General features: G+C 58.1%; 9 protein-coding genes and 3 rRNA genes (1 of these 12 running past the window's edge). 6 read left to right on the top strand and 6 right to left on the bottom strand.

The genetic code is table 11. The annotated features are described in order from the left end of the window. The first annotated feature begins 139 nt into the window (after positions 1–139). Positions 140–478: a hypothetical protein gene (locus tag LOY36_RS00625; protein ID WP_019582912.1), complete on the top strand. Its 339-nt coding sequence runs from the start codon at positions 140–142 to the stop codon at positions 476–478. Between the two features lie 48 nt (positions 479–526). Here the strand turns inward: LOY36_RS00625 and lapD are convergent, their stop codons facing one another. Both lapD and lapG read right to left on the bottom strand, forming a co-directional pair. Then, positions 527–2,473 carry a cyclic di-GMP receptor LapD gene (gene lapD / locus LOY36_RS00620; RefSeq protein ID WP_258671854.1) on the bottom strand — a complete coding sequence of 649 codons (1,947 nt, stop codon included), beginning with the start codon at positions 2,471–2,473 and terminating at the stop codon, positions 527–529. 14 nt (positions 2,474–2,487) lie between these two features. Beyond that, on the bottom strand, positions 2,488–3,180 hold the full coding sequence (lapG, locus tag LOY36_RS00615; RefSeq protein WP_018930302.1) for a cysteine protease LapG: 693 nt from the start codon (positions 3,178–3,180) through the stop codon (positions 2,488–2,490). 266 nt (positions 3,181–3,446) lie between these two features. Between lapG and LOY36_RS00610 the strand changes: the two genes are divergently transcribed. The 5 genes from LOY36_RS00610 to LOY36_RS00590 all read left to right on the top strand — a co-directional run bounded on the left by LOY36_RS00610 (position 3,447) and on the right by LOY36_RS00590 (position 10,531). Further along, positions 3,447–4,157: a GntR family transcriptional regulator gene (locus LOY36_RS00610; RefSeq protein WP_019651884.1), complete on the top strand. Its 711-nt coding sequence runs from the start codon at positions 3,447–3,449 to the stop codon at positions 4,155–4,157. A 743-nt stretch (positions 4,158–4,900) separates the two neighbouring features. Next, positions 4,901–5,677, top strand: coding sequence for a DUF3050 domain-containing protein (locus tag LOY36_RS00605; protein WP_019582916.1), 777 nt, complete (start codon positions 4,901–4,903; stop codon positions 5,675–5,677). After that, positions 5,674–6,603, top strand: coding sequence for a diiron oxygenase (locus LOY36_RS00600; protein WP_258671853.1), 930 nt, complete (start codon positions 5,674–5,676; stop codon positions 6,601–6,603). The genes LOY36_RS00605 and LOY36_RS00600 overlap by 4 nt, the downstream gene beginning before the upstream one ends. 13 nt (positions 6,604–6,616) lie before the next feature. Next, positions 6,617–10,033: a non-ribosomal peptide synthetase gene (locus LOY36_RS00595; RefSeq protein ID WP_258671851.1), complete on the top strand. Its 3,417-nt coding sequence runs from the start codon at positions 6,617–6,619 to the stop codon at positions 10,031–10,033. Between the two features lie 30 nt (positions 10,034–10,063). Next, entirely contained in the window at positions 10,064–10,531 is a 468-nt protein-coding gene (locus tag LOY36_RS00590; RefSeq protein WP_019651881.1) for an SRPBCC family protein, read from the top strand. A gap of 136 nt (positions 10,532–10,667) precedes the next feature. On the opposite strand, the gene LOY36_RS00585 is transcribed toward LOY36_RS00590, so the two are convergent. From LOY36_RS00585 to LOY36_RS00570, 4 genes are all read right to left on the bottom strand, one after another. After that, complete coding sequence (locus tag LOY36_RS00585; RefSeq protein ID WP_258671848.1) at positions 10,668–12,548, bottom strand: methyl-accepting chemotaxis protein; 1,881 nt, start codon at positions 12,546–12,548, stop codon at positions 10,668–10,670. 407 nt (positions 12,549–12,955) lie between these two features. Beyond that, positions 12,956–13,071: ribosomal RNA gene (rrf, locus tag LOY36_RS00580) — 5S ribosomal RNA — on the bottom strand. Between the two features lie 107 nt (positions 13,072–13,178). Beyond that, a 5S ribosomal RNA gene (gene rrf / locus LOY36_RS00575) occupies positions 13,179–13,294 on the bottom strand. A gap of 149 nt (positions 13,295–13,443) precedes the next feature. Further along, positions 13,444–15,688, bottom strand: a 23S ribosomal RNA gene (locus LOY36_RS00570) (it continues 647 nt past the right edge of the window).

Raw genomic sequence — 15,688 nt, 5'->3', positions numbered from 1 at the left:
CTGACGGCCGCCCCAACCGGGCGGCCGTCATGTATGCCCACACCTCACGGGTGACGATTCCGTCGTCGCACCGCATACTCGCCTGCGTTGGCCTATGCTGCTGACAGCACGACGCTGGTCCATTTCCGAGGGATGCTTAATGTTTTACGTGCAACGCGATGCGCAAGGTCAGTTAGTGCGCGTGGAAGCCACGGCCTACGCCGAGGCCACGGAAACGCTGCCGGCCGACCACCATGAAATCCAGGCCTGGTATGCCCACGAAGTGGTGGAAACCAGCCTCAAGCAGCTCAAGCAGAGCGACCTGGAGATGATTCGGGTACTCGACGACTTGATTCAGGTGCTGACCCAAAAAGGCGTGATCCGCGTCACCGACCTGCCGCCGGCCGCACAGGCCAAGCTGATGGACCGGACCCAGGCACGTGAGGCGTTGGGCGGGTTGAGCCAGTTGATCGATGATGATGAGACGGGGTTGATTTAACCCCTGACGCCGATCATTCCCACGCTCTGCGTGGGAATGATGAGCGGGCTACTGCCAAGGCTTCGGCTCACCAAACAACTGCCCCTGAACTCCATACAACCCCATCTCGCGAATCACCGACAACTCCCCTTCGGTCTCGACCCGCTCGGCAATCAACGGCAAATCGATGCTGTGCGCCGCTCGCTGAATCGCCTCGATGAACAGGCGCTTGTCGCTTTCCTGATCAATCGCGCGGATGTAACTGCCGTCGATCTTCAGATACGCCAGCCCCAGCCGCGCCAGGTTGCCGATCATGCTGAAGCGCCCACCAAAGCGCTGCAGACTCAGCGAGAACCCAAGCTCGCGCAAACGCCGCGTCAGCTGCTCCAATACCGCTTGCTCGGGCAGTTGCTCTTCGCCGATTTCCAGGGTCAGTCGTTCGCCAAGATTCGAATGCTGATGCAGGATATCGAACACTGCGTTCAGCGCCTGCGGGTCCGCCAGTGTCGCCGAAGACAGGTTCAGCGCCAGCGACTCCTCATGGTCGACCATCTGCTCAAGCACCAATTCCAGCATCAAACGGTCCAGTCGCGCGGTCCAGCCGAAACGCTCAAGCCATGGCAAGAAACGCCCGGCGGGAATGGTCTGGTCCTGTTCGTCGAGCAGGCGCGACAGCACTTTGTAATGCAGCACCAACTCTGTGTCGTGGCTGGCCACTACCGGCTGGAAATACAGCTCGAAACGCTGCTGGTCCAACGCCTGATCCAGCAGGGTGTGCCAGGCATGGTGATCGTCGCCAACCCGCGCCGGCGCGCCCTGATCGAGGCATGCCCAGCTCGGTTCACCCTGGCTTTCTGCCTGGGCCAGTGCCTGATCCGCCAACCCGATCACCGCTTGCGGCGAGTCGCCATGGGCAAACGGCGCCAACCCGATCGAAGCCACCGAAGCCACGTCCGTGGCGCCCGTCGCATGCAGGCTCCCCAAGGCACTTTCGAGATTACTCGCCAGTTGTAGCGCTTCTTCACGTACCAGCCCCGGCGCCAGCACGGCGAATTCCCCACCACGAATACGCGTCACGAGGTTCTGGATTTCCGGGTACTTGGCGCACTCGCGGGACAACTGCTCACCGACCGCTTTCAACAATTCATCGGTACGCTGACCGCCCAGCCGCTGGTTCAAACCAGCCAGATCCTTCACCCGCAACAGCAGTAAATAACCGGAGCTGGCCTGCTCCGAGTTGTTCAATCGCGCGTTTAATTGCATTTCGAAATAGCGCCGGTTGGCCAGGCCGGTCAGGTTGTCCTGATAGGACTCGGCGCGCAGCTTTTCACTGCGTTCGGCCTGTTCCTGGAACAGCGCCTTGAGCTTCTCGACCATCTGGTTCATGGCCTGCACCACCCGACGCAGTTCCGGGGTGCGCGGCAGTTCTGGCAGGCTTAAGAATTCCCGGCGAGCAATGGCATGGGATTGCTTGACCATGTAGTCCAGCGGCTTCAGTTGCCGACGCAGCAACAACGCGCCCAGCACCGCACTCACCGCGCCACAGAGCAGCAACCAGCCGAGGCTGCCCAACGCGCTCTGCCACAGCTTGGCTAACGCGAACATCGGATGGCTGACCACCTCGACCCGCGCGGCCTGCTCCCAGCCACGGCTGACAATCGCATCACCACCGGCCGGCTCCAGGCCGATCAGTTTGACGAACCAGTCGGGCACGTTGGTGACCGCCGGGATGCCGCTGCGCTCGACAATCGTCTTGTCGTTGGCCAGATCGACCACGCGGATGCTCGCGTAGTAACCGCTGTCGAAGATCGAGCTGACCAGCAACTCGACCATTGCCGGGTCGTCGATGTTCGGCGTCAGGGACAGCGCCAATGCCGTCGCGGCGTCCTGGGCGTGAGAACGCAACTGATTGACGTACTGGGTGCGCGAGCTTTCCAGACTGACCATGAAGCTGCCGGTGAAGGCGACCACCAGGAACAGACAGATAGCGATCAACAGCTGTTTGAACAAAGACATCTGAGCGCGTGCTCCTAGTTAATCGTCTCGACCGGGAAACCTTCGGCCTGCATTTTCTTCAACACGTCCTGCCAGCGAGACAGGCGTTTGGTGTCTCCGACCTTCTTGTTGCCCTTGGCACCCGGCAGCCACAACCCTTCGGCATTGAAAGAGTAGACCGGCAGCAAATCGGTTCGCTGGTTGGCGGGCTTGATCGCATCGATCAGGCTGTCGAGCACCAAAGGCATGGCCTCGGGGCTCGCGTAGTAGGTCAGCACCATGTGCGCGCGGTTCAGGCGCAAAGCCTTGACGTAGGTAATGCGCAGCTTGTCACTGGAGACACCAAGATGACGCAGACTGAAATACTTGGCGATAGCGTAGTCTTCGCAATCGCCGGCGCCCTTCCACAAGGCTTCGATGGGGGTTTCCCAATAATCGACCTCGTGCCACAGGTCGATGTCTTCTTCGTAGCGCATCTGCCTGTTGAAGAACTGGTTGACCACGTTGAGCTGCTCCAGCTCGCCGACCTGTTTTTGCGTGGCCAGCAACTGCTGCCAGGCATCGATGCGCTGCCGCCCTTCACCCAAAGGCCCGTACAATGCCTGCGCACGACGGCTGATCAGCGAAAAATCCCAGTCGGCATGCAGCCCGCCCAGCATGACGCCGGCCAGCAGCAGTGCGCAGCCTAGCCAGCGCAAAGTCCGAGGGATCGCGAAACGTACCGCCAATGCGAGGCATCCAGATCAGGCAGATGGAAATCTGGCTTGATGGTGAAGGTTCGTCTGCTAAAAGACAATGGCACGGTGAGATCACTGCCAACACGCTAAACTTTGCGTTACGGGTGCAATATAAAGATCGCAGCCTTCGGCAACTCCTGTGCCGAAGTCTGCAGGAGCTGCCGAAGACTGCGCCTTTTGACTGTTTGACAACCCGTCAGGCAGTCACTAGTGTCCATTTGGATCCAAATACTTCAGCCAATCAGGGTGCGTTTGTCGTGACACAGAAGCCCAACCCTCTCAGCAGCATCAAGGTCAACGGGCCGATTCCCGCTCATTTGGCACGCTCGGTGATCGAAGAAACCCTGCGCGCAGCCATTCTCGACGGTCGCATTCCTTGCGGCACGGCCCTGCGTCAGCAAGACCTCGCCGACCTGTTCGGCGTTAGCCGCATGCCGGTGCGCGAAGCCTTGCGCCAGCTTGAAGCGCAAGCACTGCTCAACGTGATCGCCCATAAAGGCGCGGTGGTCGCACCGTTGGTTCAGGGCGATGCGACAGAGACCTATGAGTTGCGGATCCTGCTGGAGTCAGAAGCCTTGCGTCGGTCGATCCCCCTGCTTGAAGACGCCGATTTCAAACAGGCTGCACGCTACATCGACGAGTTGGAAACGGAACACGACTACACCGAGATCGGCCGGCTCAATCGCCTGTTCCACATGGCGCTTTACCACAAAGCCCCCAACCAGCGGCTGCTGAGACTGGTCGAAGACGGGTTGAACGAAGAGGAACGCTTCCTGCGCTTCAACCTGGAAGCCATGGGCCTGGGCAAACTGTCTCAGGAAGATCACCGAGCGTTGTTGCGGGCCGCCGAGGACCGGGATATCGAGCACTCGGTGATGTTGCTCGAAAACCACCTCAACCGGGGTGTCGAAGTCATTACGCACTACCTCGCAAGCCCTGAGGCACAGCGCAGGAAAACCTCGAAGTAATCCGTGGCGACAGCTCCGAGCGAGCCATTGAACGGCTCGCCGCGATTTCTGGCTGATCCGCACCTGGACTGCTCGACGAACAAATCTGCTTACAAATCCCCCTTTCGCCTACACCGCGCCGGTGTGCAGCGACTTCATGCCCATTCCCAAAGCCCTGTCACCCCCGAGCCCGATAATTGCACCTATCAGATCATGCAGGGGTGATAGCGACTGCCGTGAATTACGCTCACTCTTGAGCTGCCAACGAATAATGACGGGCGACGCACCGCACTCCGGAGCAGTCACCCGCACCACAAGAACCAACGGAAGGAGTCTTGTCACGGGAAAGGAAGAACCGGCGTCGCTCCCAGCCAACTTCCACCCCCTCAGATCACATCAATGACCCAAGTAGAAAGTTGCTTCGAGTGAGGCATTCACTCTTTATTTGAATTTTGGCTTATATACGCCGAAAGGAGCAACTACGCCCAAATAAAACTTTATATGAAAGTCTTATTGGAACTTGTCGCACTCGAGAAAGTTAAACTTTCAATTAATTAAAAAAACACTTGCCCGACACTTTATTCATGCATTAGTTTTTCTCCGCCGCCCATAAACACCGGGCCAAGCACTACTCAGCGATTGCATGACCCTAACAAGCATCAATTCAATTGAGGCACCCGCTCGCCAATAGAAAACTTCAAGCAACCGTTACTTATTGATCAACACCCCCTCAACGGTATTCCAGATCACTTATAGGCTCGCTCATGAAACCGACTAAAGATCGTCTTAATCAGAAGAAAGCAGAACTTAGTGCGCACCCGATCTTTTCTGAAATACATTCGTTATCGGTGCTTCAACGCTTCATGGAAACCCATGTGTTCGCAGTGTGGGATTTCATGTCGCTGACCAAACGCCTGCAACAGGAACTGACCTGCGTTCAGCTGCCCTGGCTACCGCCACGAGATCCGCAGGCCGCGCGTCTGATCAACGAGATCGTGCTCGGTGAAGAGTCCGATGATCGTCCCGCCCAAGGTCACTACAGCCATTTCGAGTTGTACCTCGATGCGATGCGCGAAGTCGGTGCAAGCACGGTCGCCGTCGAACGCTTCGTGGCGTTGCAAAAAGAAGGCGTGAGCTACGACGTGGCCTTGCAAAGCGTGGACGTCGACCCGGCGGCCGCACAGTTCGTACGCCACACCTTGCACACCGCGTTGCATGCGCCGGGGCACAGTGTGGCGGCGGCGTTTCTGCACGGCCGCGAGAGTGTCATCCCGCAGATGTTCCAGCGGATTCTCGACGACTGGGGCATTGGCATCGAACAGGCGCCGACCTTCCGTTACTACCTGGAACGGCACATCGAAGTCGACTCCGAAGACCACGGCCCAGCGGCGGAAAAACTCCTCGCACGCCTGGTCAATGGCGATCCGCAGCGCGAAGAAGACGTATACGCCAGCGCCATCGCCGCCGTGGAAAGTCGCATCGCGCTGTGGGACGGCTTGCGCCTGAGCATGAGCGAACCGGTTGCCGAGGTGAACGCATGAACGCCGCCGACTACCAATCCTTCGCCGACGCCTGGGAAAGCCGCGCAACCATTCGCACCCGCCCCCGGCGTGTGCTGGAGAACGACGACAAGCTGATCTATCCACTGAGCCGCCAGCCGCTGGTGCTGAGCGAAACCTTCCTGCGCGAATGCCCGGAACAACGGGACTTCGCCCTGGTACAGACGCTCTACAAGTTCATCAATGACGTGGTGATTTTCGAAACCGAGATCGTCGACAAGACCGCCCGCAGCATCGCTAAAAACCGCTTCAGCGTGGCGTTCCCGTTCGCCTGTCGCTACGACGCCATGACCGTGGTGGTGGACGAGGATTACCACGCCCTGGTGGCCATGGACTTCATGCAGCAGACCGTCGCCATGACCGGCATCACCCCCATCGAACTGCCGGATGAAATCGAACTGAGCCGTGCCATCCCGGCGGCCGTGGCCCTCGCACCGGAGCACCTGCGCAGCGCCGTGGAACTGATCTGCGTAGCCATCGCCGAGAACACCGTGACCGGTGATGTGGCGGCGTTCGCCAAGGACGACACGGTCAAGCAATCGATCAAAGGCCTGATGGCCGACCACTTGCTCGACGAGGGCCGTCATTCCGGGTTCTGGTCGCGGTTGGTGCGCATCTACTGGCACACCGCAAGCGAAGACGATCGCCAGTGCATCGCGCACATCCTGCCGGTGTTCATCGGCCATTACCTGACCAACGACATCCAGAAGTCCTTCGACTTCCGCCTGATCGACGCCTTGCAGATCAGCGATGCAGCACGTCAGGCCCTCAAGGGCGAAATGTCGGGGCTGGCCTTCCCGATCAATCGCCATCACCCGCTGGTCGCCAACATCGTGCGGTTTTTCCGCAGCAGTTCGCTGCTCGATTCACCGTGCGTGCAAAGCGCCCTGAGCGACTACCTGGTTTAACGAGGAGAACATCATGAGACGTCTCGATATTTTGCTCATCGGGCAAAGCCAGGCCCTGACCGAACTGGCACTGGAGCTCGAACAACACGGTCATTCACTGGCGCGACTTGCGAATGTGGAGGAGCCGCCACCGGGCCTATTTGATTTGTTGATCGACGATGCCAGCCTGCCGTTTCGAGACTTCGGCAATGCGCCGCGCTTGATGCTACAGCTGGGTGTCGGGCTGCCTGGAGCCTGCGGGCTGCCACCGTTGGACCTGCTGTGCACGTACAACTCGACGCCGTTGAGTCGCGTGCCGGTCGCCGAAGAGTTGTCCGGCAACGGCCAGGCATTGCGCCTGCGAGCGGTGGCCGAGCTGGTCGATCATGTGGCGCTGCTGGTCAGCCGCTTCTCCCGGGATGCCGACTATTTCCTGCAGGCCGAGCCGACGATTTCCGCGCACTTCGAGCAGGTGGAAAACCTGCAGTTTTTAGAGCACCTGGCCTTCGTCCACCGCCTCAACAACACGGCAGAACCACGACTGCTGCAACTTGGGCAGATCCCGATGATCGAGCGGCTTGAACAGCGCTTCATTCAGTCTGCCGAGCGTGCGGCACTGAACATCGCCGGCACGTCGCTGAGCTATCGGCAACTGCACGCCCACAGCCGCGCCATCCAACAGCGATTGCAACCGTTGCTCGAACAGCATCAAGGACGGTTGGTGGTCGGGATCTGCCTGCCAAAGTGCAGCGCGTTGTATGCGGGAATTCTGGCGATCCTGGGCAGCGGCGCGGTGTACCTGCCGCTGGAGCCGAGCCACCCGCTGCAACGTCAGCAGTACATTCTGGAAAACGCTGGAGCGGTGTTGTTGCTGCATGACGGAGAACATCCACTCAGCGAGACGATGCCGGGGCTGGACATCAGCCGTATCGACAGCGGCGATGTGAACTTCGATCAACCCTTGATGCGCCAACGCCCCGATCTCGACGCGCCATGCATGGCGCTATACACCTCGGGCACCACGGGTCACCCCAAAGGCGTGGTGCTCAGCCAGGCCAACCTCGCGCACTTCACCGCGTGGTACGCCGACTACGTGCAGCTGACCGAACAGAGTCGGGCGTTGCAGTTTTCATCGTTGAGTTTCGACTCGTCACTGATCGATATCTTCCCGACCCTGCTGCAGGGCGCAGAGCTGATCGTGCCCAACGAGGACCAACGTCGCGACCCGCTGCAACTGGTCGAGCTGATCCGCCACCAACAACTCAGCCATGCCTTTTTGCCGCCAGCCTTGCTGAGCATCCTGCCGCTGGATCAGTTGCAGGTCCTCGATCATGTGATGACCGGCGGCGATGTCTGCGAACCCTACGTAGTCCAGCAACTGACCCGCCAAGGCAATCTCTACAACCTCTATGGCCCGACCGAAGCCACGGTGCTGATCACCGCGCGGCAACTGCGTACCGGCGACAGCAACCGGACCCTCGGTGCACCGATTGCCAACAGTCAGGTGCTGATCCTTGATGAGGATTTGCAACCGGTAACCGAGCAAACCGTCGGTGAGTTGTACATCGTCGGCCCGGGGGTGTGCCTGGGTTACCTGAACAATCCGCAGCAGACTGCCGAACGCTATCTGAACCTGCACCTGCCGAACGGCCAGAGCCTGCGCGCCTACCGCTCCGGCGACATGGCCAAGTGGACCGCCGACGGTATCGAGCTGTGCGGACGGCGAGACAATCAGGTGAAGATTCGCGGCTTTCGGGTCGAGCCGGAAGAGATCGAACGCTGCCTGCGCGACAGCCAGCTGTACCGTCAGGTGGCGGTGGTCATCGATTGTCATCGGCGGATTCTGGCCTTTCTCGCGCAACCCCAGGAAGTGCAACCCGGTGCCGCTCGCGAAGCCTTGAAAGCCCACGCGATGCAGTTTTTGCCGGACTACATGCAGCCGATCGCCTGGACCGAACTGGTAAGCATGCCGTTCGCCAGCAACGGCAAGGTCGACCGCAAAGCGCTGCTGGAATTGCCCGTCAATGTGACCGAAAACAGCCCACGGTGTTTACCCGCCAGCGCCGATGAAGCGCTGTTGTTAGAAATCTGGGCTGAGCTGCTGGAGCTACCCGCCAGCGACATTTCCACCGACGAAAGCTTCTTCAACCTCGGCGGGCACTCGATCCTGCTGTCGCGCATGCTCCTGCGTTTGCGTGAGGAGTTCGGCCGCAGTATCTCGATCAACCGCTTCATCGAACTGCCGACGATTGCGAAGCTGGCGACGTTGGTGCGCGGCTCCGGGACCGAGGAAGTGCTGAGTGAAAAAGCCTTGGCCGATGCCTTCCGTGAACTGGACATCGAGCCGCTGCCGGTCAGCCGAATGGGCGATGTGCACAAGGTGATCGTCACCGGTGCCAACAGCTTCGTCGGTGTGCATATCGTCGAAGCGCTGCTTGCCTGGGGCGCCAGCGAAGTGGCGTGCCTGGTGCGCGATGGCGGTGGGCAATCGGCGGCGCAACGCTTTGCGGATGCGTTGCGGGAAAACCGCCTGGAGCATCTGGACCTGAGCCGGGTGCAGGTTTACGCGGCGGACATCACTCGCCCGCAACTGGGGCTCAGCGAAGCGGTTTACGAACGGCTGGATCGAGAGTTCGGCGCACTGGTGCACAACGCCGCCAACGTCAATCACGTCCTCGATTACGAGTCGTTGGCGCGGGATAACGTCGAACCGATTTTCGAGTGTCTGCGCCTGTGTGAAGGCCGCAGCAAGAAGATCTTCAACTTCGTCTCGACGCTCTCGGCGTCCAGCACGATTTCCGACGATGGCCGGGTGCTGGAGTTGCCCGCCGCGCAGACACCACCGATCTACATCAAGAACGGCTACAACCTGTCCAAATGGGTCGGTGAGCGGATTCTCGAAAGGGCGCGGGAACGAGGAGTTCGGGTCAATCTTTACCGCCCTGGCAATATCAGCTTCAACAGCCTCACCGGCGTCTGCCAGCCCCACAAGAATCGCCTGATGCTGATGCTCAAGGGCTCGATCCAGCTTGGTCAGGTACCGGAGTTCGCACTGAATTTCGACCTGATGCCGGTGGATTTTCTCGCCCGTTTCATCGCCTTCCATGCCAGCCGTTACCAGGCCGAAAAAGCGGTGTTCAACCTGCACAACCCCGAACCTCTGAGCTGGGACACCTACGTGGCTTCCTTTCGCGAAGCCGGAAGGGAGTTCTCGATGGTCAGCGTCGCCGACTGGCAGCAGCAATTGGGCCGGGTCGACAGTGATAACGCGCTGTTTGGCGTGCTGGGTTTCTACCTCAACGGCTTCGAGGAAGACATCGGCGACATCTCGATGATCGGCCACGACAACGCCCAGGCCGGTGTACGGCAGATGGGCGCGCACTACCCGGAAAAATCCCCGGCGCTGCTGCGACGCGGCTGCGACTACCTCAAAGAAATCAACTTCATCTGAGTCACCCCAACCAAGCACGGAGCAAAAAACATGAATACCCTGCAACCCGATACCCTGATCAAAAACCCTCAAGGCTGCCACGTTGTGTCTTCGGTGGAAGTGCCAGTCGATGCGGCGCAAGTCTGGGCGGTGGTCGGCAACTTTGCCGGCTTCGACAAATTCATTCCGGCGCTGTCGCACATCGAGATGACCGGCGAAGGTGTGTCGTCGCTGCGCAAGAAGTTCTTTAAGGACGGCAACCTGGTGGTCGAGCAGCTCAACTCCCGCAACGACCAGGCGCTGAACATGACCTGGACCACGATCTACAACACCTTGGGCGTGGCCAATTTGTGGGCGGCGATGAGTGTGGAATCCCTGGGTACAGACAACTCGCGGGCGACCTGGACGATCATCGCCGAACCGGCCCAGGGCGGCGCCGAGGCCCTGCCGGGGTTCAAGCAGTTCGTTCAGGGGTTTGCCGATGATGCGATGGGGAATGTGGTGAAGCTGTTTGTGTAACACTTCGGTTCAGCGGTGACTGATCTACCGCTATCGCAGGCAAGCCTCGCTCCTACAGGTTAGCTCTTGTAGGAGCGAGCGGTGCGGCGATCCGACTTGCACGCGAAGAACGATAACGCGATCCTACTGACCTCAATCAGATCTTGAAGCTATCAACCAGTTGCTTCAAACGATTGGCCTGCTGGGACAGCGCATCACAATCCTTCAATGTTTCATTGAGGTTGGCCACGCTCTGCTGGTTCAGCAGGTTGATCTGGTTGACGTCGACGTTGAGGGTTTCGACCACGGCCGTCTGCTCTTCGGTCGCCGCGGCCACCGATTGGTTCATGCCGTCGATTTCGCCGATGCGCTGGGTCACGCTGACCAGTCGCAGGCCGGCCTGGTTCGCCACTTCGACGCTCTGCTCGCTGGACACCTGACTGGCGTTCATCGTAGTCACCGCCTCGCGAGAACCGATCTGCAGCGAGCTGATCATCTTGTGGATCTCTTCCGCCGACTCCTGGGTGCGATGAGCCAGGTTGCGCACCTCATCCGCCACCACCGCAAAACCACGACCGGCCTCACCGGCACGGGCCGCTTCGATGGCCGCGTTGAGCGCCAACAGATTGGTCTGCTGGGAGATGCCTTTGATCACATCCAGAATGTGGCCGATGTTGTCGGTGCTCGCGTTCAGGGTTTCGATCTGCGTGCAGGACAGGCTGATTTTCTGCGACAGCTCGGTCATGGCCTGGATGGTTTGTTCCACCACCTGACGGCCGTCATCGGCCTGCTCGCTCGCGCCGCTGGCGTGTTGCGAAGCATCGGCGGCATTGCGGGCGATTTCCTGGGTGGCGGCGCCCAATTGGTTGATCGCCGCGGCCACGCTGTTGGTGCGGGCGCTTTGTTCGTCGGAGCCGATGATCGAAGCGTTGGACGATGCCATCACCCGTTGCGACAGATCATGAACCTGGCGGGTCGCCGAGGACACTTCGCAAATCGATGCGTGAATCCGCTCCACGAACTGGTTGAAGGAACCACCCAACTCGCCGAACTCGTCTTTGCTTTCTACGACCAGACGACGGGTCAGGTCGCCCTCACCCTGAGCGATGTCCTGCATCGCACGGCCCATCGTGGTCAGCGGACGCATCAATACGCTGATCAGCAGGCTCAACAGCACCGCAATAGCGGTCACGGCGATGAACATCGCGATCAGCGCCGAGGTGCGGAACTGGCTCAGTGGTGCGTAGGCCTTGGCCTTGTCAATCGACAGACCGACGTACCACTCGGCATTCGGCAAACCGCTCACCGGTGTGAACGAAAGGATGCGGTCCTGTTTGTTCAGTACGACTTCCTGGATGCCTTTCTCGATGCGAACACTGGAACCCGGATAGATGTCTTTCAGGTTCTTCATCACTTGGTCTTTGTCCGGACTGACGATCACCTGACCGTCGGCACTGACCAAGAATGCGTGACCGATACCACCGAAGTCCACCGAGTTGATGATCTTCACCAGGGTTTCCAGGCTCAGGTCACCGCCGACCACGCCCAGCAGTTCGCTGTTCTTTTTCACCGGTATGGCAACGGTCACCACCAGCCCGCCGACCGCCGCCATATAAGGCGGGGTCAGCATGGTCTTGTCGGCGACCACGGCTTGTTTGTACCAGGGGCGCTGACGCGGATCGTAGCCGTCTGGCATCTTCGCGTCGGGGCGCTGGGTGAACATGCCATTGGCCTGCCCGACGTAGGTGAACTGGAAGTTCGAGGTGAGGGCCGGTTGATCGACCAGCCCTGGCAAGTCAGCATTGGCACCCTGATGGGCGACGTTCTGCGCGAGGTTTTCCAGGACCAGCACGCGGCCGCTCATCCAGTTCTGCACGCTGCTGGCAGTCAGGTCGCCGGCTTGCTCAACGGAGGACTCGATGTTTTGCCGAATGGTGTTTCGTTGCAGATAGTCGTTGTACAAAGTGAACAACGCAAACGCCAGCACCACGACGCCTGAAGCGGCCAGCAGGATTTTATGGCTGAACTTGAGATTCATTTCATGGGACTTCTTATGCCAAAAGTGGGGATGCGTTCCGGGTTGCAACATTCCATGTAACAGCGCAGACGGCATTCTGAAGCCGCTCTACTTTGGTGCACGCATGTCTCATCAGTCTTTCGGCACGAGCGGGAGAAAACTTAAGGATTTGTACAAAACCCGTCAGATAACCGCCGAACGGCGTGCTAGAAGGGACGGATTATTGGGCTTACCGCACGTCATGATCGCGGTGTTGGGTGTTTTGGCTGTGGTGTATCGATGAGGGGGGGTCTATATCTGATGCTACTGGCTCGAAGGAGCAGCGAGACACGCAGACCTGGATTTGACCCGCTTCAGACTTAGACGTCTATAAGCCCAGAAAGACAAAACCCCTGTCTGCATAAGCAGACAGGGGTTTCGGAATTTAATCTTGACGATGACCTACTCTCACATGGGGAAACCCCACACTACCATCGGCGATGCATCGTTTCACTTCTGAGTTCGGGATGGGATCAGGTGGTTCCAATGCTCTATGGTCGTCAAGAAATTCTGTGACCAGCCCGTTACAGCGGTAACGTGCCAGCAAAATTGGTGACTTCTACTAAAACAAAACCCCTACCTGCATATGCAGATAGGGGTTTCGGAATTTAATCTTGACGATGACCTACTCTCACATGGGGAAACCCCACACTACCATCGGCGATGCATCGTTTCACTTCTGAGTTCGGGATGGGATCAGGTGGTTCCAATGCTCTATGGTCGTCAAGAAATTCGGGTACCGAACCGTCTTTCGACGCTTCAGCAAATTGGGTATGCGATAGTTTGTGCGGCTTTTGTGAATAGTTGCGAACTTTCGGTTCATTGCGTCTTCACACACCGCAATCTGGCCTTTCGACTCAAATTGCTTGGGTGTTATATGGTCAAGCCTCACGGGCAATTAGTATTGGTTAGCTCAACGCCTCACAGCGCTTACACACCCAACCTATCAACGTCGTAGTCTTCGACGGCCCTTCAGGGGACTCAAGGTCCCAGTGAGATCTCATCTTGAGGCTAGTTTCCCGCTTAGATGCTTTCAGCGGTTATCTATTCCGAACATAGCTACCCGGCAATGCCACTGGCGTGACAACCGGAACACCAGAGGTTCGTCCACTCCGGTCCTCTCGTACTAGGAGCAGCCCCTCTCAAATCTCAAACGTCCACGGCAGATAGGGACCGAACTGTCTCACGACGTTCTAAACCCAGCTCGCGTACCACTTTAAATGGCGAACAGCCATACCCTTGGGACCGGCTTCAGCCCCAGGATGTGATGAGCCGACATCGAGGTGCCAAACACCGCCGTCGATATGAACTCTTGGGCGGTATCAGCCTGTTATCCCCGGAGTACCTTTTATCCGTTGAGCGATGGCCCTTCCATACAGAACCACCGGATCACTAAGACCTACTTTCGTACCTGCTCGACGTGTCTGTCTCGCAGTCAAGCGCGCTTTTGCCTTTATACTCTACGACCGATTTCCGACCGGTCTGAGCGCACCTTCGTACTCCTCCGTTACTCTTTAGGAGGAGACCGCCCCAGTCAAACTACCCACCATACACTGTCCTCGATCCGGATAACGGACCTGAGTTAGAACCTCAAAGTTGCCAGGGTGGTATTTCAAGGATGGCTCCACGCAGACTGGCGTCCACGCTTCAAAGCCTCCCACCTATCCTACACAAGCAAATTCAAAGTCCAGTGCAAAGCTATAGTAAAGGTTCACGGGGTCTTTCCGTCTAGCCGCGGATACACTGCATCTTCACAGCGATTTCAATTTCACTGAGTCTCGGGTGGAGACAGCGCCGCCATCGTTACGCCATTCGTGCAGGTCGGAACTTACCCGACAAGGAATTTCGCTACCTTAGGACCGTTATAGTTACGGCCGCCGTTTACCGGGGCTTCGATCAAGAGCTTCGCGTTAGCTAACCCCATCAATTAACCTTCCGGCACCGGGCAGGCGTCACACCCTATACGTCCACTTTCGTGTTTGCAGAGTGCTGTGTTTTTAATAAACAGTCGCAGCGGCCTGGTATCTTCGACCGGCGTGGGCTTACGCAGCAAGTGCTTCACCCTCACCGGCGCACCTTCTCCCGAAGTTACGGTGCCATTTTGCCTAGTTCCTTCACCCGAGTTCTCTCAAGCGCCTTGGTATTCTCTACCCAACCACCTGTGTCGGTTTGGGGTACGGTTCCTGGTTACCTGAAGCTTAGAAGCTTTTCTTGGAAGCATGGCATCAACCACTTCGTGTTCTAAAAGAACACTCGTCATCAGCTCTCGGCCTTAAGATCCCGGATTTACCTAAGATCTCAGCCTACCACCTTAAACTTGGACAACCAACGCCAAGCTGGCCTAGCCTTCTCCGTCCCTCCATCGCAATAACCAGAAGTACAGGAATATTAACCTGTTTTCCATCGACTACGCTTTTCAGCCTCGCCTTAGGGACCGACTAACCCTGCGTCGATTAACGTTGCGCAGGAAACCTTGGTCTTTCGGCGTGGGTGTTTTTCACACCCATTGTCGTTACTCATGTCAGCATTCGCACTTCTGATACCTCCAGCAAGCTTCTCAACTCACCTTCACAGGCTTACAGAACGCTCCTCTACCGCATCACCTAAGTGATACCCGTAGCTTCGGTGTATGGTTTGAGCCCCGTTACATCTTCCGCGCAGGCCGACTCGACTAGTGAGCTATTACGCTTTCTTTAAAGGGTGGCTGCTTCTAAGCCAACCTCCTAGCTGTCTAAGCCTTCCCACATCGTTTCCCACTTAACCATAACTTTGGGACCTTAGCTGACGGTCTGGGTTGTTTCCCTTTTCACGACGGACGTTAGCACCCGCCGTGTGTCTCCCATGCTCGGCACTTGTAGGTATTCGGAGTTTGCATCGGTTTGGTAAGTCGGGATGACCCCCTAGCCGAAACAGTGCTCTACCCCCTACAGTGATACATGAGGCGCTACCTAAATAGCTTTCGAGGAGAACCAGCTATCTCCGAGCTTGATTAGCCTTTCACTCCGATCCACAGGTCATCCGCTAACTTTTCAACGGTAGTCGGTTCGGTCCTCCAGTCAGTGTTACCTAACCTTCAACCTGCCCATGGATAGATCGCCCGGTTTCGGGTCTATTCCCAGCGA

This window comes from Pseudomonas sp. B21-019 (genome assembly GCF_024749225.1).
GTDB lineage: Bacteria > Pseudomonadota > Gammaproteobacteria > Pseudomonadales > Pseudomonadaceae > Aquipseudomonas.
Note: the sequence above shows the minus strand (reverse complement) of the source record. Positions and strands in the feature narration are given on the sequence as shown.